A 26999-nucleotide genomic window follows, 5' to 3' on the forward strand; every position below is an offset into this window, starting at 1 on the left:
GTCGTCGACCTCGTCGCCCGGCCGAGGGTGCGCTTCAGGATCCGGCGCACGAGCGTCAAGATTCGGCACGCCCGCGCATCGGAGGAGCTCGAGACAAGGAACGAGCAGCAACATCAATGGGATGTGCGCTGGACTACCGGATCTCGGTCACGGCGGCTCCCGGTGCGACGTCCAACGCCGTCACGGTAGAGTCCGTAACGGTTGTAACCTGTACGTATGACAACACTGGGCGGGGTTCATGTCACCGGATCTGCGAGCCCGCTGCAGGGCTACGCCGCGGAAGCCATCCTCCACCAAGGGGCCATGGTCACCGTGCGCCGCGCGCGCCGCGCGTCGGACGGGCAGCCGGTCGTGCTGAAGGGGCCGAGCGCCGGGCGGGCGTCGCCGCGCGCGATCGCGAGGCTCCTCCACGAGCAGGTGATCACGCGCGAGATCGCGCACCCGGGCGTCCTCCGCGTCCTCGACGTCGAGGACTGCGACGAGGGGCCCGTGCTCGTGCTGGAGGATTTCGGCGGCGCGTCGCTCGACATCGTCCTGCGGAGCGAGAGGCTCAGCCTGGCCACGACCCTGCGGATCGGCATCCACGTCGCGGACGCCCTCGCGTCGCTGCACCACGCGGGCATCATTCACAAGGACGTCAAGCCGCACAACATCCTCGTCCGCCGCGAGCCGCTGCTGGTCAAGCTCGCCGACTTCGGGATCGCAACGCGCCTGTCGCAGGAGGCGCCGAGGGCCGAGAACCCGGGCGCCGCGGAGGGGACCCTGGCGTACATGTCACCCGAGCAGACGGGCTGGATGAACCGCAGCCTCGACTGCCGGACGGACCTCTACTCCCTGGGCGTCACCCTCTACGAGATGCTCACGGGCGCGCCCCCGTTCACGGCGCCGAGCGCCGTGGAGCTCTTGCACTGCCACCTGGCCAGGACGCCGACGCCGCCGCACGCCGTGTCGGCCGAGATCCCGCGCGTCGTCTCCGAGCTCGTCATGAAGCTCCTCTCCAAGGCCGCCGAGGATCGGTATCCGTGCGCCGAGGCGCTGCGCGCCGATCTCGAGGAGTGCCTCCGGAGGTACGAGGCAGGCGGCCGCGTCGATCCTTTCCCGCTCGGCGAGCGCGACGCGGGCGGCCGGCTCTGGCTGCCGGAGAAGCTCTACGGGCGCGAGGCCGCGACGCAGGCTGTCGTGGCCGCGTGCGAGCGCGCGGCGGCCGGCGCCGTCGAGCTGCTCCTCATCTCCGGCCACGCCGGCGTCGGCAAGTCCGCCCTCGTCCGCGAGGTGTACAAGGTGCTCGCGGGGCGGCCCGGATACTTCGTCTCGGGGAAGTTCGGCCAGCTCAAGCAGCGCACCCCCTACGCGGCCATCGCGCAGGCGTTCGGCGAGCTGTGCGAGCGCATCCTGTCGGAGCGCGAGGAGCCCGCGGCGCGCTGGAAGGCCCGGCTGAGCGCCGCGCTCGGCTCGATCGGGCAGGTCGTCGTCGACGTGATCCCCGAGCTCGAGCGCGTCGTCGGACCCCAGCCCCCCGTGCAGCCGCTCGGGCCGAACGAGTCGAAGAACCGCTTCAGCCTGGCGTTCCAGACCTTCGTCCGCGCCGTCACGGAGGAGCACCTCCTCGTGCTCTTCATCGACGACCTCCAGTGGGCCGACCCGGCCTCGCTGAAGCTCCTCGAGCTCCTGATGACCGATCCCGACAACCGCGGGATGCTCGTGATCGGCGCCTACCGCGACCAGGAAGTCGACGACGCCCACCCGCTGGCGAGGCTCGTCGGCGCCCTGCGGGCGACGGGCGCGCCCGCCGCCGACGTGTGGCTCGGGCCGCTCGATCTCGAGGACATCCGCCGGCTCCTCGCCGACGCCCTGCGCTGCCGCCTCGAGGACACGGACGCCTTCGCGGCGCTGATCCTGGAGAGGACCGCGGGCAACCCGTTCTTCATCCACCAGCTCCTGCACGCCCTCGCCGGCGAGGGCGTCGTGCGCTTCGATCCGGCCGCAGGGGCGTGGGCGTGGAGCCTCGAGCGCGCCCGGAGCGCGGAGGGCGCGGAGGGCGTCGTCGAGCTCATGACAGCGAAGATCCGGCGGCTCGCGCCCGGCGCGCTGCGCGCCCTCCGGCTCGCCGCCTGCGTGGGCCACCGCTTCGACCTCCGGACGCTCGCGCTCGTCGCCGAGCAGCCCCCGGGCGAGGTGGCCGCGGCCCTGTGGGAGTCCCTGCGGGAGGGCCTCGTCGTGCCCCTCGACCCCGAGTACCGCTTCGTCCACGCCGGCGACGCGGCGGTCGCGGGCAGGCTGCTCGAGGATCCCTCGTTCCGCGTCTCGTACAGGTTCCTGCACGATCGCGTCCAGCAGGCGGCGTACGCGCTCATCGACGAGCCGGAGCGGAAGCGGCTGCACCACCGCATCGGCCGGCTGCTCGCGGCGCGCCTCGGCGAGGACCCGAGCGACGAGGAGCTGTTCGTCGTCGTCGGCCACCTGAACCTCGCCGCCGCCCTGATCGAGGATCCGGCGGAGCGCGGCGAGTTCGTGCGGCTCAACCTCGCCGCGGGGCGGCGCGCGCAGGCGGCGACCGCGTACGACGCCGCGTTCGGCTACGTGAGCGCCGCGGCTTCCGCGCTCGGCCCGGATCCATGGGCCGGCGAGCCGGGCCTCGCCTTCGGCGCCTTCGACGTCTTCGACATCCATGCCGCGAAGGCCGAGTGCGCGCACCTGAGCGGCCGCTGCGACGAAGCGGAGGCGCTCTTCGACGCGCTCCTCGAGCGCGCCGCCTCGGACGTCCAGCGCGCGCGCGTGTACTGCATGCGGATGGTCCTCTACAACGCGCAGCACCGCTGGGCGGACACGCTCGCGGTGGCGCTCCAGGGCCTGCGCCTCTTCGGCATGGAGGTGCCCACCGAGGGCGAGGCGCTCGCCGCCGCGCTCCGCGCGGAGCACGCCGAGGCCGAGCGAGGCTTCGCCGCCCGGCGGGGCGAGGACGTCGGCGCGGGTCCGGAGCTCGCCGATCCGCGCGTCAGGGTCGTCGTCGAGATGCTCGGCTACGGCTCGCCATCGGCGTATTTCCTCAACCCGCCGCTGGCCCAGCTCCTCGCCGTCAGGATGACGAACCTGTCGCTCCGGCACGGGAGCTCGCCAATGGCCAGCGTGGCGTACGTGTACCACGGCTTCTACCTGGCCGCGTTCATGGGCCAGCCGCACGAGGGCTACAGGATCGCGCGGATGGCCGTCGCCCTGAACGACAGGTACCGGGTCGATGCCATCAGGGCGAAGCTCGACTTCAACTACGGGGTCGTCATGAAGCTCTCGAGGCCGCAGCGCGAGCCGCTCGAGGTCCTCCAGCGGGCGCTGGTCGCCGGGATGGAGACCGGCGACTTCATGTTCGCGTCGGCGTCCGCCAACCTCCTCGCCCAGATGAAGCTCAGCCTGGAAGGCGAGCTGCGGCGCGTGCGCGAGGACGTCGAGGGGTTCCTGCGCTTCACCTGCCGCACGAAGGACGCGCTGTCGACGGCGGTCCAGACCGTCGCGCGGCAGGTGATCCAGAACCTCGAGGGGCGCACGCTGGACCGCGGCACGCTGAGCGACGCCGGCTTCGACGAGGGAGCCCTCGTGCCGAAGTTCGGGGCGGTGGGCTTCGTGATCGCCGCCGGCTTCTACTACACGAACAAGCTCGCGCTCGCGTACCTCTACGGCGATCACGAGGGCGCGCTCCGGATGGCGCGCCGCGCGCACGAGCGGGCCTTCGCCCTGGCGGGCCAGTACGTCGGCATCGTCGATCTGCCGCTCTACACCTGCCTCACCATCCTGGCGCTCGGCCCTCAGGCGAGCGAGGAGGAGGGCGGCGCGCTGGCCGAGATGCTCGCGTCGAGCCACGACAAGCTCGCCGTCCTCGCGCGCGACTGCCCCGAGCTCCGGCACCTGGAGCTGCTCGTCCGGGCGGAGCGCGCGCGCGTCGCCGGGGAGGCGCTGGAGCCGGTCCTCGAGCTCTACCAGCAGGCGAGCGACGCGGCGGAGCAGGCGGGATACGTGCGCTACCGCGCGCTCGTCAGCGAGCTCTGCGGCAGGTTCCTCGCCGCGAGGCGCATGCCGTGGCTCGCGCGGTCGTGCCTCGTCGAGGCCTACCAGGCCTACGCGCGCTGGGGCGCCACGGCCAAGCTGCGGCAGATGGAGGAGGCGTACGTCGAGCTGCTCCCCCGCGCGGCGGCGGGCCAGCCCGCGTCCGCGCGCCCCCTGTCGAACCTGACCTCGGTCGCCTCGTCGACGACCGAGATGGTCGCGCGGCGCGTGGCGCTGCTCGACGCGGCGGCGCTGATCCGCGCCGCGCAGGCGGTGGCGCGCGAGATCGACGTCGGCCGCGTGATGACGCGGCTGCTCCGGCTCGCCATCGAGAGCGTCGGCGCCCAGCGGGGCGCGCTGATCCTGGACCACGAGGGCGGGCCGCGCGTGGAGGCCGTCGCCGAGGACGACGGCGAGGTGCGCGTCGGCCCGTCCACGCCCGTGCGCGAGAGCGGCGCCGCGGCGGCCCGGGTTGTCGAGCTCGCGATGAGCACCGGGAGCGCCGTCGTCGTGGCCGATGCCGCGCAGGACGCGCGGTTCGATGGCGACCCCTACGTCGCGGCGCGCAAGCCGCGATCGGTGCTCGCGCTGCCCATGGTGAGCCAGGGGGAGGTCTCGGGCACCCTGTACCTGGAGAACAACGCCGCGCCGGACGTCTTCTCGCCGGCCCGCCTCGACGTGCTCGAGCTCGTCGCCGCGCAGGCCGCTGTCGCCGTGAAGAACGCCCTGCTCTATGCGCGCGTCCAGGCGGCGAGCGACGAGCTCCGCCGGGCCAACGACGCGCTGGAGACGGCCGTGGCCGACCGCACAGCGGAGCTCTCCGCGGCGAAGGCGCGGCTGGAGGAGGAGCTCGCCGAGCGGGCGCGCGCCGAGCAAGCGCGCGCCGGCCTGCAGGAGGACCTCATCCGCATGCAGCGCGAGCGGCTCGCGGAGCTGTCGACGCCGCTCATCCCGATCACCGACCGGATCATGGTCATGCCGCTCATCGGGACCATGGACGCGGAGCGGGCGGACGAGGCGCTCGAGGCGGCGCTGCGCGGCGTGGCGGACACGGGGGCGCAGGTCGTCATCCTGGACATCACGGGCGTGAGGGGCGTGGACAGCAGCGTCGCCGCGACGCTCGTCCGGACCGCGACGGCGCTGCGGCTGCTCGGCGCCGAGGCGGTGATCACCGGGATCCGAGGCCATGTGTCGCAGACGCTCGTCGGCCTCGGGATCGATCTCAGCGGGACCGTCGTCCAGGGGACGCTCCAGCGCGGGATCGGCTATGCGCTCCGGAGGACCGGCGAGGCGCCGCGGCTCGCCAGCGTGGCCGGCGACCGACGCTGAGCGACGGTCGGGCTCAGTTGGCGAGCTTGGTTTCCTCGCGCGGGCCGAAGATCGCTTCCCAGTTGGAGCGGTAGGTGTCGGTGGCGACCTGCGCGGGGCCGGAGCGGGGCGCCTCGGCCCCGCGCTGCGCCGGGAGGAGCACCTCCACGTCGAAGAGCCGGGCGTGCTCGGAGCGCTGCGTCAGCTTCACGAGCTCTCCTGTCAGCGGGCGCCCGTGCTCGGTGGGCCGCAGCTCGCCGACCTCGATCCGGTCCTCGCGGCTCCGGATCACCCGGAAGCCCTCGCCCTGCTCGACGGGGCTGTGGATGAAGACGACATCCTGAGTCGCGGCCGGCGCTGGCTTGTCGTGTTTCTGCGGCGGCTCGTCCTTGCCCATCCCTGAAAGCTTCCCACGTTTGCCCCCTGGCGCGCCAGGCGAAGCGAGCTGTCGATCCACGCCGCGCCCGCGTGCGGCCGGGCGCCTCGGCGTGCGTCGCCGCGCGTCGCCGCCGCCGCGCGGTTCGCCGCGCCGCGCCGCGCGCCGTCGGCCCTGCGGCGCGCTCCAAATTTGGCCAGCGCGCGCCTTAGGCCGTACTGCCGGCCAGTGGGCCCTCTGCACCGCGGAGGTCCCGCGATCGCGGACGCGGCTTCGCGGCGAAAGCGGAGGAATGGGCGTATGAACGTTCGAGGCGCAGAGGGAGATGGCGTTCGCAAGGCGCCGGAATCCTTGGAGAGAGATCGCGAGGCCGGCGCGGAGCGTCGCGCCGGCGCCGGGCAGCGGGTCCGCATCGAGGCGCTCGTCGCGGTCGGCGAGACGTCGGGCGGCGGCTTCGAGGCCGAGTCGATCGACATGTCCCCGGAGGGGATGCGCCTGCGGACGGCGTACCTGCCGCGGGTCGGCGACGCGCTGATCTGCCGGTTCGACGGGCTCGGCAAGGAGCTGGTCGTCGAGGGCGAGGTCTGCTGGCGCGCCGAGGAGGCGCGCGGCGGCGAGTTCGGCCTCCGCTTCACCGGCCTCGACGGCGAGGCGGAGGAGGCCGTGCGCGCGATGTGCTCGTCGATGGATGCGGGCGCCGCGCCGGCGCTCACCGGCGCCGCGAGCGCCGCGCCGGCCGCGATGGAGACGGCGCAGCGGGGCGCGCGCGTGCGGCTCCACATCGACGGCCTCGGCTCGCCCATGAAGGCGCGCGTGCGCACGGGCGGCCCCGACGACCTGGAGGTCGGCTCGAACCTGGAGTTCCTCAAGGTGGGCCGCTCCCTGGAGCTGGAGGAGGTCGAGCAGGGCACGCGCCGCGAGGCGTACATCGACCACGTGAAGGTCGAGGTCGACCCGGCGACGAGCGTGCCGCAGCTCGTCGTCACGCTGCGCTACGAGGCCCCCCGCGCCGCCAGGGCGTCGCGGCCGCGCGCGTCGTCCGAGAGCCTGCCCCCGGCGCTCGCGCCCGCGCGGGCGTCTTCGGTGCCGCCGCAGGGCGAGGGCGCGCCCGCGCGGGCGTCGTCGGCGCCGGCGCCTGCGCGCGATCAGGGCGAGCGCGCGCAGGCGCGTCCGTCGTCGGCGCCGCCGCAGGGCGAGCGCGCGCAGGCGCGTCCGTCGTCGGCGCCGGCGCCCTCTCGCGACAAGGGCGAGCGCGCCCAGGCGGGCGCGGGCGGCGGCGCGGCGGCCGAGGTCGAGGACGACCACGACGGCGACATCTCGCCGGCGCCCTCGGCGAGCGAGGCGCGCGCGGCGGACGCGGCGCCGCCGTCGCAGGACGCGGCGCCGGCCTCCGCGGCGGACGCCTCGGAGGAGGCGGGCGCGGCGCCGGCGTCCGGCGCGGAGCCGAGCCGGCTGCGCGACGTCGGCGAGAAGGCCGCCAAGGCGGGCAAGGCGGTGGCGGGGAAGATCGCGCCCGCGCTCGCCGGCGCCGGGGCGCGCGCGGCCACGGCGATGGCCGGCATGGTGGCGAGGATCAAGGCGCGGCGCGAGGCGCGGGCGGCGGGCGAGGAGGACGGGTCGACGAAGGAAAGCCCGCGCCGCAAGACGGCGCCGCCGCCGGCCGGCGCGCTGAAGACCGGCAGGCGCCGGGTGGTGCGCGAGGAGGCCGAGGAGGCGGGGGGCGAGGCGTCGGAGCCGCCGCGCTTCAACAAGAAGGCCGCCGCGGTCGGGAGCTTCCTTGGGCTGGCGGCGGTGCTCGTCGTGTTCGGCGCGGCGCGCCTGATCGGCGGCCTGGGCGGCGGCGACGCGGCGACCGCCGGGGCCGCCGCGCCCGCCGACGGCGCCCCGGCGTTGCCGGCGTCATCGGGCGCGCCTGCCCTGGCGGCGGCCGCCGCGCCGGCGGCCGCGCCGGGCGGCGTGCTGACCGCGAACGTCCCGCTGTTCGGCGCGACGCCGCTGTCGACGACCGAGCCGGTGCCGCCGACGCCGCCGGCCGATCCGGGCGCGCTGGCCGGCGACCCGCTCGCGCAGCAGGCCGCGGCGGTCCCTGGCGGTCCCGGCGACGAGGACGAGGCGGAGTCGGGCGACGACGAGAAGGAGAGCCCGCGCGAGTGGGGTCAGGGGACCGTCAGGAACCCCGTCGTGCTCAAGCTGAAGATGGACGGCCCCATCGACGAGCTGAACGGCGCCTCCGGCGCGATGGGCTTCACTGTGTCGCTCCCCGAGCGGCGCGCGCTGTCCTCGGGCAGCGGCCTCGCCCGCAAGGACAAGCGCATCGCGTCGGTGCGCGTGGTCAACACGGCGCACGGCGCGGAGATCACCCTGCAGTTCAAGGACGGCGTGCCCGCCTACAAGGCGAAGGCGCGCGGCGATCGACTGGAGATCTCGCTGGGACGCGACGAGCCGAAGAAGGTCGCGTCGAAGTCGACGTCCAAGAAGGGCGACGACAAGAAGAAGAAGAAGAGCGAGAAGGGGAGCGACAAGAAGGACAAAGCGCGCTGAGGGCGACGCGCGAGGCGTTCGCGGAGCGCCGCCCGGAGCGTCGCTCGTGATCCAGCCGCGGAGCGTTCGAAGGAACGCCTCGCGGCTGTGTCGTTCGCGTCGCGGCGCGCGCCCGCGGCGCCGAAAGCTCGCGTACTCGGGAACGTGCCTGTCAGGGGCGAGACCGCCGCATCAAGGCGTGGCCGCGGGCGTCGGGCCTCGGTCATGAGGCTGTCCGTCGGCCGGCTCGCCGGAGGCGTAGGGATTGAGGTCGTTCGTGTACAGGTCGCGGGCGTTCATCTGACCCGGGCGCAGCTCTCCGTCCCTGATCAGCCAGTCGATCCAGATCTGAACGTCCCTGTCGTCCAGCACGCCGCCCTTTCACGGACGACCGCGTTCTCCTCGAGGGGGCGCGAGGCCGTGGAGCCGGGCAGCGCTAGATGGATCCGCCAGGCCCCACCGGCGGCGGGATCGACCACTCCGCGCTGTCCGACAGCGTGGGCTCCGCCTCCTCCGCCGCGCTCCCGAAGAAATCCGCGACGTCGTGCCGCCGCGCCTCCGCGTCCGCCCGCCCGAGCTCGATGAGCTTCCGCGTGAACGAGCCGTCGAACAGCAGGTAGCTCGCGAGATCCGCGTCGTTCTCCGCCCCCACGTCGACCAGCGACAGGAGCCGCCGCATCATCGCCGGCCCGCCCTGCACCTTGCCCGCCTTCACGTGCTCCGCCGCCAGGCGCCCGAGATCCACGCTCGGCCGCACCACCAGCGTCTCCACGCGCCTGTACGGCAGCGCCCCGCGCTGCGCCGCGGCCGCGTTGATCGAGGGCAGGAAATCCGGGCCGAACGCCCGCTCGCCGTCCTCGATCATGTGGTTCACCCGCGTCAGCACCTCGAAATCGGTCTGGATGTGGTCGAGCAGGAACGCGTTCAGCACCTTGCCGAGCACCAGCGCCATCCCCGGCGGCTTGCCGCTGTCGCCCGCGTCGATGCTCCGCACCTCCCGCGACAGCCCGATCGCCAGCACGTGCGTCGCGCCCAGCCGCAGCGCCGGCGCGATCGGCGTGTTCTGCCGCACGCCGCCGTCCATGTACAGATCGCGCCCGATGCGCACCGGCGGGAACAGGATCGGGATCGCCGCCGACGCGAGCGCGTGCGGCGGGCCGATCAGCGCGCCCCGGATGATCGTGCGCGGCGGCGCCGTCGTCGGCAGCGCCCCGTCCGGGCCCGTCTGCATGAAGATCACCGTGCGCCCCGTCCCGATCTCCGTCGCGGACACGCTCACCGCCGACAGGTACCCGTGGCGCAGCGTGCGCGCGATCGCCCGCCACGGGATCTCCCGCTCGACGAGCCTCTGCATCGGCGAGACGTCGAACAGCCCGACGCCCTGCGCCCCGCCGCCGAACACGAGCTTCGGCAGCGAGATCGCCTGCCGCACCCCGAAGCCGAGCACCGTCTCCAGCTTGAGCTGCGTCCACAGGTTCACGAGCCGCCGGATGCCCAGCGTCGCGTCGTCGAGGTGCGCCGCGAGGTAGCACGCGTTCACCGCGCCGACCGACGTCCCGCACAGGATGTCGATGCGCGGCGGCGCCCCGCGGAGGCGGGCGAACGCGTCGAGCACGTACGACAGCACGCCGACCTCGTACGCGCCCCGCGCCCCGCCGCCCGAGAGGATCACCGCGACCTTGCGCCGCGGCTTCGTCCCTGTCCTTCCGCCGGTACCCGTCATGCCATCTCCCCGCGGCGGAGCGGGTCGTGCCCCGCCGCCGGACCCTCGGCCTCCGCGGCGAGGATGCGCCGCACCACCGTGCGCTCCAGGAACAGCGCCCTCAGCCGCGCGTCGCGGATGTAGCCCGCCACCTGGCGCACGTGCATCGCGGCGCGGTGGTAGGCGTCCCCCGCGCTCGCCGGCGCACCCTTCTGCAGCGCCGCGCAGCAGAGGTCGCGCACCTCGATGCCGTACTCGGAGCTGCTCGCCTCGACCGCGCCGAGCGCCGTCCGCGCGAGCAGCACCCCGGTGTGCACCTCGCCCGCGTCCACCCGCGACGCCGCCTCGATCGCCGTCGCGTAGGCGTGGTAGCTCATCAGCCCCTGCGACTCGGCGAGCTGCCGCGCCTCGGACGCGTTCGCGAGCGCCCCCTGGATGTCCCCCCGCGCCCTCGCGAGCAGGCCGCGAACGTTGCGCTCGTGGATCATGTCATAGACGCTGCCGGTCATCGCGATGAGCGCGCTCGCGTCGGCGCAGAGCGCGTGCGCGGCGTCGACGTCGCCCGCCTCGAGCAGGATCCCCGCCGAGCAGAGGAGCGTGTCGGCCCGCGCGTCCTGGTCGTCATAGCGCTCGTGCGCCTCCCGCGCCCGCTTCATGTACGCGAGGCTGCGCTGCAGGTCGCCGAGCTTGGCGTACGCGTGGCCGATGTTGCTCAGCGTCTTCGCGATCTGGAACCGCCCCCCGATCGCGAGATCGATGGAGATCGACGAGAGCCCGACCGCGATGGCGTCCTCGAAGCGCTCCAGCACGAACATCGCCACCGCGAGCGAGTTCTTCGCGCGCGCCTCGCTGCGCCGCGCCCCCACCGCGCGGAACACCGCGATCGCCTCGGCGTAGGCCTCCACCGCCTCCTGCACGCGGCCGACCCGGCGCAGCAGCACCCCCTTCGTGCGCAGCACCTCCGCGCGCGCCCGCGGCGTCAGCCCGCCCGTGTGCGTCACCCGCAAGGCCCGGTCGGCCGCGCTGATCGCGCCCTGGACGTCGCCGAGCTCGCGCAGCACCTCCGACAGGATCGTCAGCGCCTCGACCTCGAGCGCGGGGCGGCGCGCGATGCGCGCGATCTCGGCGGCGCGCTGGGCCACCGGCAGGCCGCGCGCGAGGTGGCCGTCGTCGAGGTCGAGCCGCGCGGTGCGCACGAGCGCGAGCGCCGCCCAGCGCGCCTGCCCGCTCTCCTTGGCGAGCTGGCGCAGCGACGCGAGGTGCTTGCGCCGCTCGCGGCGGCGTCCGAGGTGGCGGAAGATCGCCTCCAGCGCCTCGTGCGCGATCATCCGGCGGGTGTCGCCGGTCGGCAGCAGCGACAGCGCCCGCTCGTAGTACCGGCGCGAGAGCTGCGCCTGGTGCCCCGCGCGCGCGGCCCGCGCCGCGTCGAGGTAGAGCTCCGCCGCCGGCCCGGGCGCCTCGCCGCGCGCGAGGTGCTGCGCCACGATCGCGGCCGAGAGCCCCTGCGCCAGCGGCGTCGTCGACAGGTGCTCGCCGAGCCGCCGGTGCATGCGCACGCGGCTCGCGCTGTCGAGCGCGAGGTAGGCGACGTCGCGCACGAGCGGGTGCCGGAAGTCCACCGCCCCGGCGCGCCGATCGCATAGGCCGCGCGCGCAGAGGCGCGTCACCGCCTCGTCGTCCGCGAGCCGGGTGAGGTTCAGGATGTCGTCCTTGAGCAGCGGGCCCCCGGCGACCGCGAGCCAGTTCACGACGTCGTGCTCCGCGGGCGGCAGCTCGCGCAGCCGGTCGCCGATGAGCTGCTCCAGCGTCGACGGGAGCGGCTCGCCGCGGTCTCCGGTCCGGTCGTGGCGGACGAGCTCGTGCCGCCCGCCCGGGTGCTCGACGATCTCGAGGGTGCCCCGCTCGAGCAGCGCGTCGACCATCTCGAGCAGGAAGAACGGGTTGCCGGCGACGCGCGGCACGAGCTCGCCGCAGACGGCGGCCACGCCCTCGCGCACGCCGAGGCGCGCCTCCACGAGGCGCATCTGCTCCTCGGCGCTGAGCCCGCGGAGCTCGATCCGCACGAGCCCCTCGATGAACGGGGTCACGCGCTCCTCGGGGCGGGTGAGGAGCAGGACGAGGACCGGGAGCCGCTCCGCGCGCTGCTTCAGGAGCTCCGAGATGAGCTCCAGGCTCGGGCGATCGGCCCACTGGAGGCCGTCGATGACCACGACGAGCGGCTGGTGGCGCGCCAGCGAGCCGAGCAGGTATTTCACCCCGCGCGCCACCAGATCGCGGCCGTAGGCGGTCGCGTCCTCCTCGGGGGGCTCGACCTGCTTGCCCGTGACGAGCTCGGCGAGGCGCGTGACGAGGCGCGCCCCGAGCGGCGAGCGCGCGATCGGCCCGAGCAGCGCGCGGATGACGTGCGCCGCGTCGTCGATCGCGTGGTCGAGCCCCATCCCGGTCACGTCGCGGAGCACGTCGCACACCGTGGCGAGCGGCAGCTCGCTCTTCACCGGCGAGCACTCGACGTGCAGCACGCGCGCCTCGCCCGGCAGCTCCGAGAGGAACGTCGAGATGAGCGCGCTCTTGCCGATGCCCATCTCGCCGACGAGGACGCGTGCCACCGACTGGCCGCGGAGCGAGCCGCCCGGCGGGCTGGGCGGCTTGCCCGACAGGCTCGGCGGCGGGTCGCCCTCGCCGAAGCGCTGCGCGGGCTGCGCGGGCTGCGCGGCGGGCTCACTGAGCGCCTTCGCGGGCGGCGAGACCGCCTTGTGGTAGGCCGCGTGCAGGTCGGCGCGCTCGGCGTCGCGCCCCACGAGGTCGTTCGGCGAGAGCGCGATCTCGGCCATGCGCTCCTCGCGCGTCAGCGGGCGCTGCAGCGCGTAGAGCCGCATCTGGTGCGGGACCTGGTAGCCCTGCGCGTCGTCGAGGTCGAGCGACGGCGCGTCGCCCCAGCGGAAGTCGCGCCGGACGAGGCGGTAGACGCCGCCCGCGACCCACGTCTTGCCGAACGGGGTGCGGCTGCCGAGGCGCTCGGCGAGGAAGTTCGCGGGCTCCTTGAGCGCGTGGTTGATGAGGTGCCCCTGCTCGTCGCGCTCGCCGTACGCGATGCCGCGGACGATGCCGATCGCGGCGCGCAGCTCGACGGGCAGGTCCTCCGACGCGCCCGCGAGCGCCTCGTGCACGTCGACAGCGAGCGACGCGGCGTCGGCCGCGGCGCGCGACGGGTTGGCGAGCAGGCCCACGACGGCGCGCGCGCTCGCGTGCGACTCCCACGACCAGATCGCCCCGTGCTTGAAGGCGATCGCGTCGAGCGTCGTGCGGATCGAGCGCCCGCTGCGCCTGCCCGCGAGCCGCCCCTGCGCCCCGAGCAGCGCGTCGACGCCCTCGATGCGCATCGTCACCACGGCCACGTGGCGCACCTCGCGCACGACGCGCGGCGCGCCGGTGCCCTCGACGTCGCCGCCCGTGCGCGCGGCCGGCACCGCCGCGAGCGTCTGCGGCTGCGCCTCGGAGCTCTCGTCCTGCTCCTCTTCCTTCGGGCCCCCGGCGGCGTGCGCGCGCGCCTCCTGCTCTCGCTCGCGGCCGAGCAGGTGCGCCACGGTCTGCTCGACCGAGGCGTTGTCGACGAGCTCCTGCTTCGCGAGCAGCACGCGCGCGATCGCCCCGGCGAGGTCGCGCGCGGTCTGGAAGCGGTCCTCGGGCGCGCCCGCCATGGCGCGCATCACGATCGCCTCGAGCTCCGCGGGGATGTCGGGCGCGTGCGCGGACGGGGGCTCGAAGAGGCCCTCCTTGACGGCCTGGAGCAGCGCCTCGTCGTCGAGCTTGCCGTACGGCGAGCGCATGGCGAGCAGCTCGTAGAGCACGACGCCGAGCGCGTAGATGTCGCTCCGCCGGTCGACGCGCTCGCCGCGCGCCTGCTCGGGCGACATGTACCCGAACTTGCCCTTCAGCACGCCGGGCTCCTCGCGGAAGAGGTTCGCGCTGGCGATGCCGAAGTCGGCGATCTTCACGACCCCCTCGAACGAGATCAGGACGTTCTGCGGCGAGACGTCGCGGTGGACGATCGCGAGCGGCATGCCGCCCTCGTCCTTGCGCTCGTGGGCGTAGTGCAGCCCCTTGGCCGCCTCGGACACGATGAACGCCGACACGAGCGGCGGGATCCGCGACCCTTTCTGCTGGGCGGCCCGCATCAGCTTGCCGAGGTCGAAGCCCTCGACGTACTCCATCGAGAGGAGCAGCCCGTCCTCGCCGTGGTCGGAGAACTCGTAGACCTGGACGATGTTCGGGTGGTTCAGGCGCGTCGCGAGGTGCGCCTCCTCGACGAACATCGCGCGGAAGCGCCGCGACGACCCGTGCGCGGGGAGGATCCGCTTGACGACGAGGAGCTTGTACGTCCCCTCGGCGCCTCGCTTCTTGGCGAGGAAGACCTCCGCCATGCCGCCGGCGCCGAGGCGGCGCTGGATCTCTAGGTCGGCGAGCTGGGACGGGTGCTTGGCCATGCAGCGAAGCGGCGCGCGGGCGCCGTGGCTGGGAGGCGCCGGGCGCGGTGGATCAGGGTGACCGAGGAGGTGAAGACCGCGCGCGGTCCCCCGATCCGTGGGAGGGCTACGGGGTCACCCGCATGGTAGCGTCCCGCCCGCGTCTTCGGGGGGACAACCATGGTGGAAAGGCGAATCTTTCTGGGCGGGTCGGGGATCCGCACCGGGGGTGAGCCTGTCTGGGCGCAGCGCCGCCACGGCCCTGCCGCCGTCCACCGCCGCCCCTGAGTTTTCGCTTGCAAGGCGCCCCGGCGCCGCCCCTGCGCCCGGCTGGCTGCTGCCGGGGGCCGCGGGCTGCTGCGCGAGAGCCACCGGCTGCTGCGCGAGAGCCACCGGCTGCTGCCCGGGAGCCACAAAGCGATTGCCCAGGAAGTGGGCGTCTGTTAAAACGGATGCCGCGTCTGTGATGGAAGACGCCGGGCGTCCGACCCTGGGCCACTGGCACCTTCGGTGGTGGGGTCGTCTGCGTGCGTGCGTGCGCGCGCGCCTGAAAACCAGAGGATTCGCAATGGACATTCGCGTGACAGAGGCGGACGTCGTCGTCGTTGGCGGCGGCAGCGCAGGCTCCACTGCAGCGGTGGAGGCGCAACAGCGGTTGCCTCGGGGGAGGGTGGTCCTCCTCGAGAAGGCGCATATCAAGCGGAGCGGCGCGATCGCGATAGGCATGGATGGCCTGAACAACGCGATCATCCCCGGTCACTCGACGCCGGAGCAGTACGTGAAGGAGATCACGGTGGCCAACGATGGCATCGTGAACCAGCGCGCCATCTACGAATATGCGCGCAACAGCTTCGCGATGATCCAGGAGCTCGACTCGTGGGGAGTGAAGTTCCAGAAGACGCGCTCGGGCGATTTCGACGTCAAGAAGGTCCACCACAACGGGAGCTATGTGCTCCCGATGCCGGAGGGCTACGATCTCAAGAAGATCCTCACCCGCATGGTCAAGCGCGCCGGGGTGCGCGTCGTCAACCGCGTCATGGCGACACGGATCCTCGTGTCGGACGGGCAGGTCGCCGGGGTGATGGGCTTCGACACGCGCGAGGGCCACATCGAGGTCATCAAGGCGAGGGCGGTGATCCTCTGCTGCGGCGCCTCCGGGCGGCTCGGGCTGCCGGCGTCCGGCTATCTCCACGGGACGTACGAGAACCCCTCGAACGCCGGAGACGGCTACTCGATGGCGTACCACGCGGGCGCCGAGCTCACGGGCATCGAGTGCTTCCAGATCAACCCGCTGATCAAGGACTACAACGGCCCGGCGTGCGCCTACGTGACCGGCCCGCTCGGCGGACACACGGTCAACGCGAAGGGGCACCGCTTCATCGAGAGCGATTACTGGAGCGGGCAGATGATGCTCGAGTTCTACCGGGAGCTCCACTCCGCGAACGGCCCTGTGTACCTGAAGCTCACCCACCTCGCCCCGGAGACGATCACCGAGGTCGAGCGGGTCCTCCACCAGACCGAGCGCCCGAGCCGCGGGCGCTTCCACGAGGGGAGGGGGCACAGCTACGCGAGCGATCTCGTCGAGATGCACATCTCCGAGATCGGCCTGTGCAGCGGGCACAGCGCGTCGGGGGTGTGGGTCAACGAGAGGGGCGAGACCACCGTGCCCGGGCTCTACGCCGCCGGGGACATGGCGTGCGTGCCGCACAACTACCTGCTCGGCGCGCTCACCTACGGGAAGATCTGCGCCCAGAACGCGCTCGATTACCTCGATCGCACGCCCGCCGTCGAGCCGCTCGCGTCCGCCGTCGACGCCGAGCGAGAGCGCATCCTCGCCCCGCTGTCCCGCAAGAGCGGGGTGGCGCCTCACCAGTACGAATACAAGGTGCGTCGCCTGGTGAACGATTACCTCCAGCCGCCCAAGACCGGCAACCGGATGACGCTCGGGCTCGAGTACTTCCTGCGGGCGAAGGACGAGCTCGAGGAGGTCACCGCCGCGAGCCCGCACGAGCTCATGCGGGTGATGGAGTGCCATTTCATCCGCGACTGCGCGGAGATGGCCGCGCGCGCCTCGCTGTACAGGACCGAGAGCCGCTGGGGCCTCTACCATCATCGGCTCGATTTCCCCGAGATGGACGATCGCCGCTGGTTCGCGCACGTGAACCTGAAGAAGGACGAGCGCGACGAGATGGTCGCCTTCAAGCGTCCGGTGGAGCCCTATCTCTTCCCGATCGACGACGGCGAGCGCAAGACATACCAGCAGCTGCGCATCCCCGCCGAGGAGCAGCGCGCGTCGCTCTGACGCGCCGAGAGGTCAATCCATGGGTCACCTTCTTAACAGAGAGTCCGTCAAGGCCCAGCGCGCGCGGACCGCGGGCAACGCCGAGGCCGTCGTCCGCTTCGATCTGCCGGTCGTTGTCGACGAGGCGTCCTGCATCAAGGGCTGCCGCATCTGCATCGACTCGTGCCCTGTCGACTGCCTCGCCGTGAACCCGGAGACGGGCAAGGCGCACATGGCCTACGACGAGTGCTGGTATTGCCTCGCCTGCGAGATCGATTGCCCCAAAGAGGCCATCACCGTGAAGATCCCCTTTCTCATTCGTTGACGACGGAGCCGGAGACGACATGACCCATCCGTCCCTTGCGCAGGAGCTGGAGAGCGTCCTGCGCGATCCCGACCCCGGCGCGCGCCAGCTCGCGCTGACCCAGCTCGAGGACCTCTCGGATCCGGAGATCGTGCGCCCGCTCATCGAGGCCGTCCGCGACGAGGACCCCACCGTGCGCGCCCTCGCGCTCGGGCACCTCGAGGACCTCGGCGACCCCCGCGCGGTGCCGGTCGTCATCGGGGCGCTCGAGGACGAGGAGACCCACGTGCGCGAGGCGGCCGCCGCGGCGCTCCGCGAGTTCCGCGGGGCCGACGCCGCCACCCACCTGATTGACGCAATGCGTCATGGGCCGCCGTTCGCGCGGGTCTCGGTCATCGTGGCGCTCCGCGAGCTCCGCGATCCGCGGGCGCTCGCGCACCTCGAGGGCGCGCTCGAGGACCCCGCGCCCGAGGTGCGGCGCGAGGCGGTCCTCACCCTGGCGTACCTGCGGCGGCCCGAGGCGGCGCCCGCGCTCCGGGCGCGCCTGCGGGATCCCGACGCGCAGGTGCGGCAGGTCGCCGTCGGCGCGATCGACGCGCTCGACCCGGCCGGCGCCCCCGCGCTCGTCCAGGATTTCATCGCGCTGCTCTCGGACCCCGACTGGCGGGTCCGCGTCGAGGCCGCCATCGTCCTCGGCCGCTCGGGCCACGGCCTCGCCGTGCCGCACCTCCGGAGCGCGCTCGACGACGGCGCCTGGCAGGTCCGGAAGGAGTCGGCGCTCGCGCTCGGGCGCCTCCGGGCCGCGCCGGCGGTGCCGGACCTGATCCGGCTGCTCGGGAGCGACCTCCCGGATCTCCGCCGCGCCGCCGCCCAGGCGCTCGGCGAGCTCAGGGCGGCGGTCGCCGAGGCGCCGCTGCACCGGCTGCTCGGCGACACCGACGTCGAGGTGCGCAAGGCGGCGACCCGCGCGCTCGAAGCCATCCGGGCGGGCGCCGGACGACATGAGACCTTCGCGAGGGACTGAGTCGATGATCCACCGTATTCGCGCGCTCCTGCTCCTCGCGGCGGTCCTCGTCGGCCTGTCGTGCAAGCCGGACGCGAAGCAGACGATCCGCATCGCCATCGGGACGCAGGACACGACCATCAACTGCGCGACCGGCGGGCTCCTGATCCGGGAGCTCAAGCTGCTCGAGAAGCACCTGCCGAGGGACGGCAAATACAAGGATGTCACCTACGAGATCGAGTGGAAGGACTTCACCTCCGGGCCGCCGCTGACGACCGAGATGGTGGCCGAGAAGCTCGACATCGGCGCGATGGCCGACTTCCCCGGCGTGCTGAACGGCGTGGCGTTCCAGAAGCAGGGCAGCCGCAGCCTCTACATCGCCACGCTCTCCGGCAGCGCGCTCGGCAGCGGCAACGGCGTTGTCGTGCCGATCGACTCGCCGGCGCAGGGCCTCAAGGACCTCAAGGGCAAGCAGATCTCCGTCCCGTTCGGCTCGTCCGCGCACGGCATGCTGCTCCGGGCGATCCGCGATCTCGGCTGGGATCCGGACAGGGACGTCACGGTCGTCTCGCAGTCGCCCGAGGTCGGCGGCTCCTCGCTCAAGGCGGGGAAGATCGACGCGCACGCCGACTTCGTCCCCTTCGCGGAGCTGTTCCCGTTCCGCGGCTTCGCCCGGAAGATCTACGACGGATCCAGCGTGAAGGTGCCGACAGCGCACGGCGTCCTCGTGCGCGCGGCCTACGCCGAGGAGCACCCGGAGATCGTCGTGGCGTTCCTCAAGGCGGCGCTCGAGGCGGACCGCCTGTTCGCGGAGGAGCCCGAGAAGCACAGCGAGCTCATCGAGAAGGTGACAGGCGTGGACGCGGAGGTCGCCTACATGTTCCACGGCCCGCTCGGCATCCAGACGCGCGACTTCACGATCAAGCCCGAGGTCCGCCGCGCCCTCCAGGTGGCCGTGGACACGCTGACGCTGCTCAAGCGCACGGACACGAACCTCGACGTCGGCCAGTTCGTCGACGACCGCTACATCCGGCGCGCGGCCGAGGAGCTCGGGCTCGACTACGAGGCGCGGCTCGCGAGCCACGCGAAGCTCCCGCTGACCGGCGGCGACGCCCTGTCGGGCGAGCCCATCGCCGACCCGGCGCTCGCCGCGCAGATCTGGGTCGCGGGCGAGCCCAAGGTGCGCGCGTACCGGAGCCCGGCCTCCGCGCTCGCCGCGCTCGCGCAGCTCACGGCCGAGGGCAAGGAGATCCGCGTCGCCTTCGTCCACGATCGCGAGAGCGGGGTGAAGCTCCTGGCCGATCGCGCGTGGTACGCGCGGCGCCCCGACGGGAGCGTCTCCGCGTTCCTGGCGAAGGAGGACGCCGCGCGGTGGGCCGCCGAGAACGCCGCGGCGGTCGTCGACTTCGCGGCGCTGCGGGGCGAGGCAGCGAAGCTCACGGCGGTGGCGCCGTGACGATGATCTCCGAGCACACCGCGCCGCCCCGGGTGGGCCTCGGCGGCCGCGCGGGCTTCGCGCCGCCCCGGGGGAGCGCGGCTCCGCGGAGCGCGCCTCCGGCGGCGGCGGGCGCGCTCCAGCAGGCGAAGCGCCCGCGGCTCCACCTGCGCCGGGCGTGGCTGCGCGCCCTGTCCGTGGCCGCGTGCGTCGCCCTCTGGCAGTGGGCGTCGGCGTCGCGCGCGGATCTCGGCGTCGTCACGTTCACCAACGTGCCCGCGCCGACCGAGATCCTCGCCGCGGCGCGGGATCTCCTCGGCTCGCCGAAGCTCTGGCTGCACCTCTGGAGCAGCGTGCTCCGCGTGCTGGCCGGCTTCGTGGCCGCGGGCGTCACGGGCGTCGCGCTCGGGCTCGTCATCGGCAGGTCGCGGCTCGCCGAGGACACCCTCCTGCCGCCGCTCGAGGTCCTGCGCCCCATCCCCGGCGTCGCCTGGCTCCCGCTCGCGATCCTGATGTTCCCGTCGGCCGAGCTGAGCATGATCTTCATCACGTACATCGGCGCGCTGTTCCCGATCCTGCTCGCGACGATCCACGGCGTGGGCGCCCTCGACCCGCGGCTCATCGCGAGCTCCCGCAGCCTCGGCGCGCGCCCGCTCCGCCTCTTCCTGGAGGTCGTCCTCCCGGGCGCGCTGCCCAGCATCCTCACCGGGATGAGCATCGGCATGGGCACGTCCTGGTTCTGCCTCGTGACAGCCGAGATGATCGGCGGCCAGTACGGCATCGGCTACTTCACCTGGGAGTCCTACAACCTGCAGCGCTACCCGGACATCGTCCTCGGCATGCTGCTCATCGGCCTCCTCGGCATGCTGAGCAGCGCGCTGGTCAAGCGGGCCGGCGTCTGGCTCACCCCCTGGCACCGGCCCGAGGAGAACGCACGATGAAGCCCTCAGCGCGCCCCGGGATCCCGGGGGGCACCGTGGAGATCCGCGGCCTGTCCGTCGCCCTCGGCGCGGGCCCCCGGCGCGTCGAGGCGGTGCGGGATCTCGATCTGACCGTCGAGGGCGGGGAGCTCGTGAGCCTGCTCGGCCCCTCCGGGTGCGGCAAGTCGACGATCCTGAACGCCGTCGCCGGGTACGTGACGCCGGAGCGCGGCAGCATCGTCGTCGGCGGCGAGCGGGTCGAGGAGCCCGGGCCGGAGCGCGGCATGGTGTTCCAGCAGTGCTCGTTGCTCCCCTGGAAGACGGTGCTGAACAACGTCGGCTTCGGCCTCAAGATGCGCGGCGTCCCGGCCCGCGAGCGCGCGGAGGCGTCCCGGCGCCTGCTCGACCTCGTGGGGCTCTCCGGGTTCGAGGACGCGTACCCGTCGCAGCTCTCGGGCGGCATGCAGCAGCGGGTCGAGATCGCGCGCGTCCTGATCAACGAGCCGCGCGTCGTGCTGATGGACGAGCCGTTCAGCGCGCTCGACGCCCAGACCAGGCTCTCGATGCACGAGCTGCTCCTCGACGTGTTCCGCCAGGTGCGCACCACGGTGCTGTTCGTCACGCACGACATCGACGAGGCCATCTTCCTCTCCGACCGCATCGCCCTCATGACCCGCCGCCCCTGCCGCGTCGGCGCCGAGATCGCGGTGCCGTTCGGGAGGCCGCGGAGCGCCGCGATCGTGGGCTCGAGCGAGTTCGCCGCGATCAAGCGGCGGTGCCTCGAGGCCCTGAGCGAGGAGCGCGTGATCGCCGCGGCGCCCGCGACGCCCGCGATCACGGCGCCGGGCCGCCGCCAGCAGGCCGGCGCCTGAGGCCGGGCCGCCGCGCCGGCGCGCCTGCGCCGACCAGAGGGCACGCGAGCGCCACGCCGCCCGCCGCGGCGTGTGGGCGGGCTCGCGTATCCGCTTGATGTTCCATGCGGTTTTCCTTACTACGAGCCGAGAGGAGTGATCCCCATGCTCAAGAGATTCCTGCGGGTGACCGATTTGCCGCCCCCCGCCTCGGCCGCGCTGCTCGCGCTTCGCGTCGTCACCGGCATCGCGTTCATCTTTCACGGCTGGGGGAAGATCCAGAACCCCTTCGGCTGGATGGGGCCCGGCGCCCCCGTTCCGGGGTTCCTGCAGGCGCTCGCCGCGCTCTCCGAGGTCGGCGGCGGGCTCGCCTGGATCCTCGGCCTCCTGACGCCGCTCGCGTCGCTCGGCATCGCCGCCACCATGGCCGTCGCGGTCCTCTCCCACGTGACCCGGGGCGATCCCTTCTTCGCGATGGGCGGCGCCTCGTACGAGATCGCGGCGGTCTACCTCTGCATCGCCCTCGTGCTGCTCCTCGTCGGCCCGGGGCGGTTCTCCGCCGACGCGGCGATCTTCGGGCGAAAGAGCTGATCCGAGCGCCCGCGCCCGCGCGGCGTGACGCGCCCGGCGTCCAGGCGCCCTGGAGCGCGCCCGTCCGTCGCGGCGGTCGGGCCGCGCCGCGCGGTCCTCGTTTCCCGCCGCGCAACCGAGCACGGCCCCTGCCGCGGCACTATACATCCCGGGCGGGAGGGGACGCCGATGGGGGAAGGGTCGACCAGGCGATCGGGCCGCGCGCCGCTTGACGTCGTGATCTTCGGCGCGGCCTGCTCGGTCCTCGCTGGATGCGCGGCCCTGCTGGGCTGGTCGACGCGGGAGACAGCGCTCACCTCGATAGCGCGCGGCTGGCCGAGCATGGGGCCCAACGCCGCGCTCGGCCTCGTCCTGGCCGGCCTCTCGCTCGCGCTGCTCGGCCGCGGGGGGCGCCCAGCGCCGCTCCGCCGGCTCGGGCTGGCGAGCGCCGCCGCCGTCACGGCGCTCGGCCTCGCCCCCCTCGCCGAGTACATCCTCGGGTGGGATCTCGGCGTCGATCGCCTGCTGTTCCCGTCGCGCGTGGATTTCCCGAGCGAGTTCCCCGGCAGGCCGCTGCCGAACACCGCGCTCGCCCTCGCCCTGAGCGGCGCGGCGCTGCTGGCGCTGCCCGCGAGGACGCCGCGCGCCTGCCGGCGCCTGGTGCTGTGCGTGCTGGTGGTCGTGGCGCTCGCGCTGACCGCGCTGAGCGGCTACCTGCTCGGCGTCGGCCACTTCTACGCGCTGCCCCCGCTGCTCCCGTTCACGGGCATGCCGCTCCACGCCGCTGTCGCCCTGCTCGCGCTGTCGGCCGGGCTCCTCGCGGCGCGCGCCGATTGCGGCGCGTTCGCCGCGCTGACCGCGAGCGCGCCCGGGGGCGTCCTCTTGCGGCGCCTCCTCCCCTACGTCGTCCTCGTCCCGATCGTCCTCGGCCGCCTCTTCCTGATCGGCGCGGATCGCGGGGCTTACCCGATCGCCGCGTCGTTCTCGCTCGCCTCGGCCGTCACCACGCTCTTTCTCGCGAGCGTGCTCTGGATCGTCGCGGCGCGCCTGAACCTGCTCGACGAGGCGCGGCGCCGGGCCGAGGAGGCGCGCGCCTTCCTCGCGACCCTCGCGCACTCCTCGGACGACGCCGTGATCGGCACCGACCTCGACGGGACCATCCTGAGCTGGAACCCTGCCGCGGCGCGCCTCTACGGCCACAGCGCCGCGGAGGTGATCGGGCGCAAGGTGCCCGTCCTGTACCCGCCCGAGCTCGCCGCCGAGGTCGAGGCGAACCTCGAGCGCCTGCGCCGCGGCGAGCGCTTCGAGCACTTCGAGACCGTCGGCCGGACCAGGGACGGGCGGACCATCGACGTCGAGGTCACCGTGTCCACCATCGCGGGCGAGGACGGGCGCATGACCGGCTTCTCCGCGATCTGCCGCGACATCGGGCGCCGCAAGGCGATGGAGGCCGCGGTCGAGCGCGCCCACGCGGCGGAGCGGCGCCTGCGCGCGCAGCTCGAGACAATCGGCGCCGCGAGCGCGGCGGTGTCCGAGGCCCTCGCGAGCCCGGCGCGCTCCGACATGCGCTCCGTGCTGGAGGTGATCGCGCTTCACGCGAAGGGGATCTCGGGCGCCGACTACGCGGCGATCGGCATCTCGGAGGACGACCGCCGGCCGTTCGACCCGTGGGTCCCGTGCGGCGTCGCCGCCGAGGAGGCCGCGCTGCTCCGCACGCCGCCGCGGCCCGTCGGCGTCCTCGGCGCGGTGGCGCGCGGCGAGCGCCCGGTCCGCCTCGACGACGTCCGAGCGCACCCCGACTTCATCGGGCTGCCGCCGCACCACGCGCCGATTCACGCCTTCCTGGGCGTGCCGTTCCGCTTCCAGGACCGGACCGTGGCCAACCTCTACCTCGCCAGGCGCCCCGGTCGCCCGCCGTTCGACGAGGACGACGAGCGCGCCGTGGCGCTGCTCGCCGAGCGGACCTGCGCCGCGATCGAGACGGCGCGGCTCCACCGCTCCGAGGCGAGCGAGCGCCGGCGGCTCCAGGCGGTCGTCGAGCAGATGCCCGAGGCGGCGCTCCTGGTCGACGCGGCGGGGCGGCTCATCACGTGCAACAGGCTCGCGATGAAGTACGCGATCCACCGCGAGGGCGAGCGCGATCCCTGGGACAACGCGGCGCTCTTCGACCACCGATCGCCGTCGGGAGAGCCCGTGGACTGGCCCGATCGCCCGATGACCCGGGCCCTCTGCCGGGGAGAGGTCGTGACGGGCGTCGAGGGGCTGCTCTGGAGCGCCGCCGAGCGCGCGTTCGTCCCGGTGCTGGTCAACGCCGCGCCGGTGCGCTCGGACGACGGCGAGACCCAGGGCGCCGTCGCCGTCTTTCAGGACATCACGGCGCTCAAGGAGATGGAGCGGCAGCGCCAGGAGTGGACAGGCGTCATCGCGCACGACCTCCGGCAGCCCGTCCAGGTCATCGCGACGGCGAGCCAGCTCCTGCGCCGCCGGCTCGGCGCGGCGCCCGCCGCGGACGGCGAGAAGCAGATCGGGAGGATCGCCGACTCGGTCGACCGGCTGCGCCGCATGATCGACGACCTCCTCGACGCCTCGCGCATCGAGGCGCGGCAGCTCACGCTGGATTGCCGCGCGGTGGATCTCCGCGCGCTGCTCGAGGAGATCGTCGAGCGGTCGGCCGGGGCGACCGAGGGCCACGCCGTGCGGCTGGAGGTCCAGGGCGACGTGCCCGCCGTCCGGGCGGACCCGGGGCGGCTCGAGCAGATCGTCACCAACCTGCTCTCGAACGCCGCCAGGTACGGTGAGCCGGGGCGCGACATCGTCGTCGCCGTCCGCGCCGGGGCGGCCGGCGCGCACATCGCCGTCACCAACCGGGGCCCGGGCATCGCCGAGGAGATGCTCCCGCACCTGTTCAAGCGCTTCTGGCGCGCGCCGGAGACCGGGCCGCGCCGCGTCTGCGGGGTCGGCCTCGGCCTCTACATCACGCGGGGCCTCGTGGAGGCCCACGGCGGGAGCATCTCCGTCGAGAGCACCCCCGGGGCCACGACGACATTCCACGTCACCATGCCGTTCGCGAGCGCGCCCGCGCCCGCGCCCGCGCCCGCGCCCACCACTGAGACGTAGAGACGTAGCCGCCCCGCGACGGCGCTCCTGCGGACACGTCGAGCGCGGCCGACTGCCCGCTTGGCGAGCTCGGCAATCGCGAGACGAGCTCGTCCGTGGTGGAGGCGAGCTCTTCGGTGCTATTGGCGGTTTTTGCTACACCCATGCTCGTTCTCCGACTTCGGTTTTGCGGTACCACCATCCTTTCGCAGTATTCTGCGCTCAGGCCGCTCAGAATGATCGCAGAAGGAACTTCCTGAGGTTCTTATCCTTGCTACACCTGAGATCCGCTCCGGCCCGACGTCGGGGTAGTGAGGTGGCGCAGCAGTGAATTCCTGGTTCTTGCAGGTGGGTAGGCGGCTGGGGCCCGCGGGGCGCCGGCTTTGGGCACTCGGGATCATGGGGGTGGTGCTTGCGGTGGCTCTCGGGTTCGCGCTCCGCGCGGCTCCGAGCGAGCGCGCGGCGACGTACACGGAGCTTCTCCAGATCGCGCAGGCGGGGCAGGCGACCTCTGTCGAGGTGAGCGGAGATCGCTTCTTCGTGCGCCAGGCGGGCGGCGTCGCCGTGACGGCCGTCGTCGACGAGCCGACGCTCCGGCAGGAGCTCGTCTCCCGGTTCGCGACCGCCGGCGCCTCGGTCGACTTCGCCTCTCACGAGGAGAAGTCGCGCGCGGCCACCGCGGTGCTCCCGGTGGTGGTCCTCGCCGCCGTCGGGTTCGCGCTCTACTCGGTGAGCCGGCGCCGCAGCCCGAAGGTCTTCACCGAGGCCAAGGCCGGGGCGACGCAGTCGCCCGTCCGCTTCGCCGACGTCGCGGGCATGCAGGAGGTCAAGCAGGAGCTCGCCGAGACGGTCGAGTTCCTGAAGAGCCCCGAGCGCTTCGCGCGCCTCGGCGGCCGCCCCCCGCGCGGCGTGCTGCTGACGGGCGAGCCCGGGACCGGCAAGACGCTGCTCGCGCGCGCCGTCGCCTCCGAGGCGGGCGTGCGGTTCCTCTCGGCGTCGGGGTCGAGCTTCCAGGAGATGTTCGTCGGCGTCGGGGCCTCCCGCGTCCGCGCGCTCTTCGCCGAGGCGCGCAAGGCCGCCCCGTGCATCGTGTTCATCGACGAGATCGACGCCGTGGGCCGGGCCCGCGCGAAGGGGCACGGCGACTCCGCCTCTGCGGAGCACGACCAGACCCTGAACCAGCTCCTCGTCGAGATGGACGGGTTCGATCACGCGACAGGCATCGTCGTCATCGCGTCGACCAACCGCGTCGACATGCTCGATCCCGCGCTGCTCCGGCCGGGCCGCTTCGATCGCAAGATCACCGTGCCGCTCCCCGACGTGCGCGGCCGCGAGGAGATCCTCAACGTCCACGCCGGGCCCATCCCGCTCCAGGGCGAGGTCGATCTCAGCACCATCGCCCGCAGCACCCCGGGCTTCTCGGGCGCCGATCTGGCGAACCTGCTGAACGAGGCGGCCATCCTCGCGGCCCGCGAGGGCGCCGAGGCGGTGGACTTCACGCACATCGACCGCGCGCGCGACCGGGTGCTCATGGGCCTGGAGCGCAAGGGCGTGCTTGTCGACGAGGACGAGCGCTACGCCACGGCGGTGCACGAGGCAGGGCACGTCGCTGTCGGGCTCCTCGCAAAGAACTGCGATCCGGTGCACAAGGTGTCGATCCTGCCGCGCGGCCGCGCGCTCGGCGTGACCCAGGCGATGCCCGAGAAGGATCGGCTGATGTACCGGAAAGAGTACCTCGAAGATCAGATCTGCATGCTGATGGGCGGCCGCGCCGCCGAGATGGTCATCCTCGGGACGATGACGGCCGGCGCCTCGGACGACATCCAGCGCGCCTCGACGATCGCGTGGAAGATGGTCGCCGAGCTCGGCATGAGCCACCTCGGCCCGATCTGCGTCGGCGACGGGCACCCCTCGCGCAGCCCCGCCCTGCTCGACCGCGTCGACGAGACGGCGCGGGCGCTCACGGAAGCGCAGCTCGCGCGCGCCGTCGAGATCGTGAACTCCCGGCGCGGCGAGATCGAGGCCCTCGTCCAGGCGCTCCTCAAGCAGGAGACGCTCGGCAGCGACGAGATCGGGGCCTGCTTCCCGGCCGACCGACGCCAGCGCGCCACCCAGGAAGCCGCCTGATCCCCGCG

General features: G+C 73.5%; 15 protein-coding genes. 11 read left to right on the plus strand and 4 right to left on the minus strand.

What is annotated here, in order from left to right; genetic code table 11:
* The first annotated feature begins 216 nt into the window (after positions 1 to 216).
* Complete coding sequence (locus WMF42_RS13325) at positions 217 to 5364, plus strand: AAA family ATPase (protein WP_437692263.1); 5148 nt, start codon at positions 217 to 219, stop codon at positions 5362 to 5364.
* 13 nt (positions 5365 to 5377) lie between these two features.
* Here the strand turns inward: WMF42_RS13325 and WMF42_RS13330 are convergent, their stop codons facing one another.
* On the minus strand, positions 5378 to 5740 hold the full coding sequence (locus WMF42_RS13330; RefSeq protein ID WP_437692264.1) for a hypothetical protein: 363 nt from the start codon (positions 5738 to 5740) through the stop codon (positions 5378 to 5380).
* Between the two features lie 330 nt (positions 5741 to 6070).
* On the opposite strand from WMF42_RS13330, the gene WMF42_RS13335 reads away from it, so the two are divergent.
* A complete protein-coding gene (locus WMF42_RS13335) occupies positions 6071 to 8260 on the plus strand; it encodes a PilZ domain-containing protein (RefSeq protein WP_437692266.1) in 2190 nt (729 codons plus the stop codon).
* A 171-nt stretch (positions 8261 to 8431) separates the two neighbouring features.
* Here WMF42_RS13335 and WMF42_RS13340 read toward each other — a convergent pair whose 3' ends face one another.
* The 3 genes from WMF42_RS13340 to WMF42_RS13350 all read right to left on the minus strand — a co-directional run bounded on the left by WMF42_RS13340 (position 8432) and on the right by WMF42_RS13350 (position 14425).
* Positions 8432 to 8611, minus strand: a complete 180-nt coding sequence (locus WMF42_RS13340) for a hypothetical protein (RefSeq protein WP_437692268.1) — start codon at positions 8609 to 8611, stop codon at positions 8432 to 8434.
* A gap of 64 nt (positions 8612 to 8675) precedes the next feature.
* Positions 8676 to 9962, minus strand: coding sequence for a patatin-like phospholipase family protein (locus tag WMF42_RS13345; protein WP_061606968.1), 1287 nt, complete (start codon positions 9960 to 9962; stop codon positions 8676 to 8678).
* A complete protein-coding gene (locus WMF42_RS13350) occupies positions 9959 to 14425 on the minus strand; it encodes a serine/threonine-protein kinase (protein ID WP_437692270.1) in 4467 nt (1488 codons plus the stop codon). Before WMF42_RS13350 ends, WMF42_RS13345 begins: the two co-directional genes overlap by 4 nt.
* 547 nt (positions 14426 to 14972) lie before the next feature.
* On the opposite strand from WMF42_RS13350, the gene WMF42_RS13355 reads away from it, so the two are divergent.
* From WMF42_RS13355 to ftsH, 9 genes are all read left to right on the plus strand, one after another.
* Entirely contained in the window at positions 14973 to 16706 is a 1734-nt protein-coding gene (locus WMF42_RS13355) for a fumarate reductase/succinate dehydrogenase flavoprotein subunit (RefSeq protein WP_061606966.1), read from the plus strand.
* Positions 16707 to 16725: 19 nt separating this feature from the next.
* Positions 16726 to 17010 carry a 4Fe-4S dicluster domain-containing protein gene (locus tag WMF42_RS13360; RefSeq protein WP_061606965.1) on the plus strand — a complete coding sequence of 95 codons (285 nt, stop codon included), beginning with the start codon at positions 16726 to 16728 and terminating at the stop codon, positions 17008 to 17010.
* Between the two features lie 19 nt (positions 17011 to 17029).
* Positions 17030 to 18013, plus strand: a complete 984-nt coding sequence (locus tag WMF42_RS13365) for a HEAT repeat domain-containing protein (protein WP_061606964.1) — start codon at positions 17030 to 17032, stop codon at positions 18011 to 18013.
* 4 nt (positions 18014 to 18017) lie between these two features.
* The gene (locus WMF42_RS13370) at positions 18018 to 19448 is read left to right on the plus strand and encodes an ABC transporter substrate-binding protein (protein WP_437692273.1); all 1431 of its coding nucleotides are present in this window, start codon (positions 18018 to 18020) and stop codon (positions 19446 to 19448) included.
* Positions 19449 to 19450: 2 nt separating this feature from the next.
* Positions 19451 to 20368 carry an ABC transporter permease gene (locus tag WMF42_RS13375; protein WP_081426306.1) on the plus strand — a complete coding sequence of 306 codons (918 nt, stop codon included), beginning with the start codon at positions 19451 to 19453 and terminating at the stop codon, positions 20366 to 20368.
* On the plus strand, positions 20365 to 21219 hold the full coding sequence (locus WMF42_RS13380; RefSeq protein WP_061606962.1) for an ABC transporter ATP-binding protein: 855 nt from the start codon (positions 20365 to 20367) through the stop codon (positions 21217 to 21219). Before WMF42_RS13375 ends, WMF42_RS13380 begins: the two co-directional genes overlap by 4 nt.
* Positions 21220 to 21363: 144 nt before the next feature.
* Positions 21364 to 21789, plus strand: a complete 426-nt coding sequence (locus WMF42_RS13385; protein WP_437692275.1) for a DoxX family protein — start codon at positions 21364 to 21366, stop codon at positions 21787 to 21789.
* A 168-nt stretch (positions 21790 to 21957) separates the two neighbouring features.
* Complete coding sequence (locus WMF42_RS13390) at positions 21958 to 24885, plus strand: PAS domain S-box protein (RefSeq protein WP_437692277.1); 2928 nt, start codon at positions 21958 to 21960, stop codon at positions 24883 to 24885.
* A 378-nt stretch (positions 24886 to 25263) separates the two neighbouring features.
* Complete coding sequence (gene ftsH, locus WMF42_RS13395; RefSeq protein WP_437692279.1) at positions 25264 to 26991, plus strand: ATP-dependent zinc metalloprotease FtsH; 1728 nt, start codon at positions 25264 to 25266, stop codon at positions 26989 to 26991.
* The last annotated feature ends 8 nt before the right edge of the window (positions 26992 to 26999 follow it).

The organism is Sorangium sp. So ce176 (assembly GCF_051519835.1).
GTDB classification, from domain to species: domain Bacteria; phylum Myxococcota_A; class Polyangia; order Polyangiales; family Polyangiaceae; genus Sorangium; species Sorangium cellulosum_G.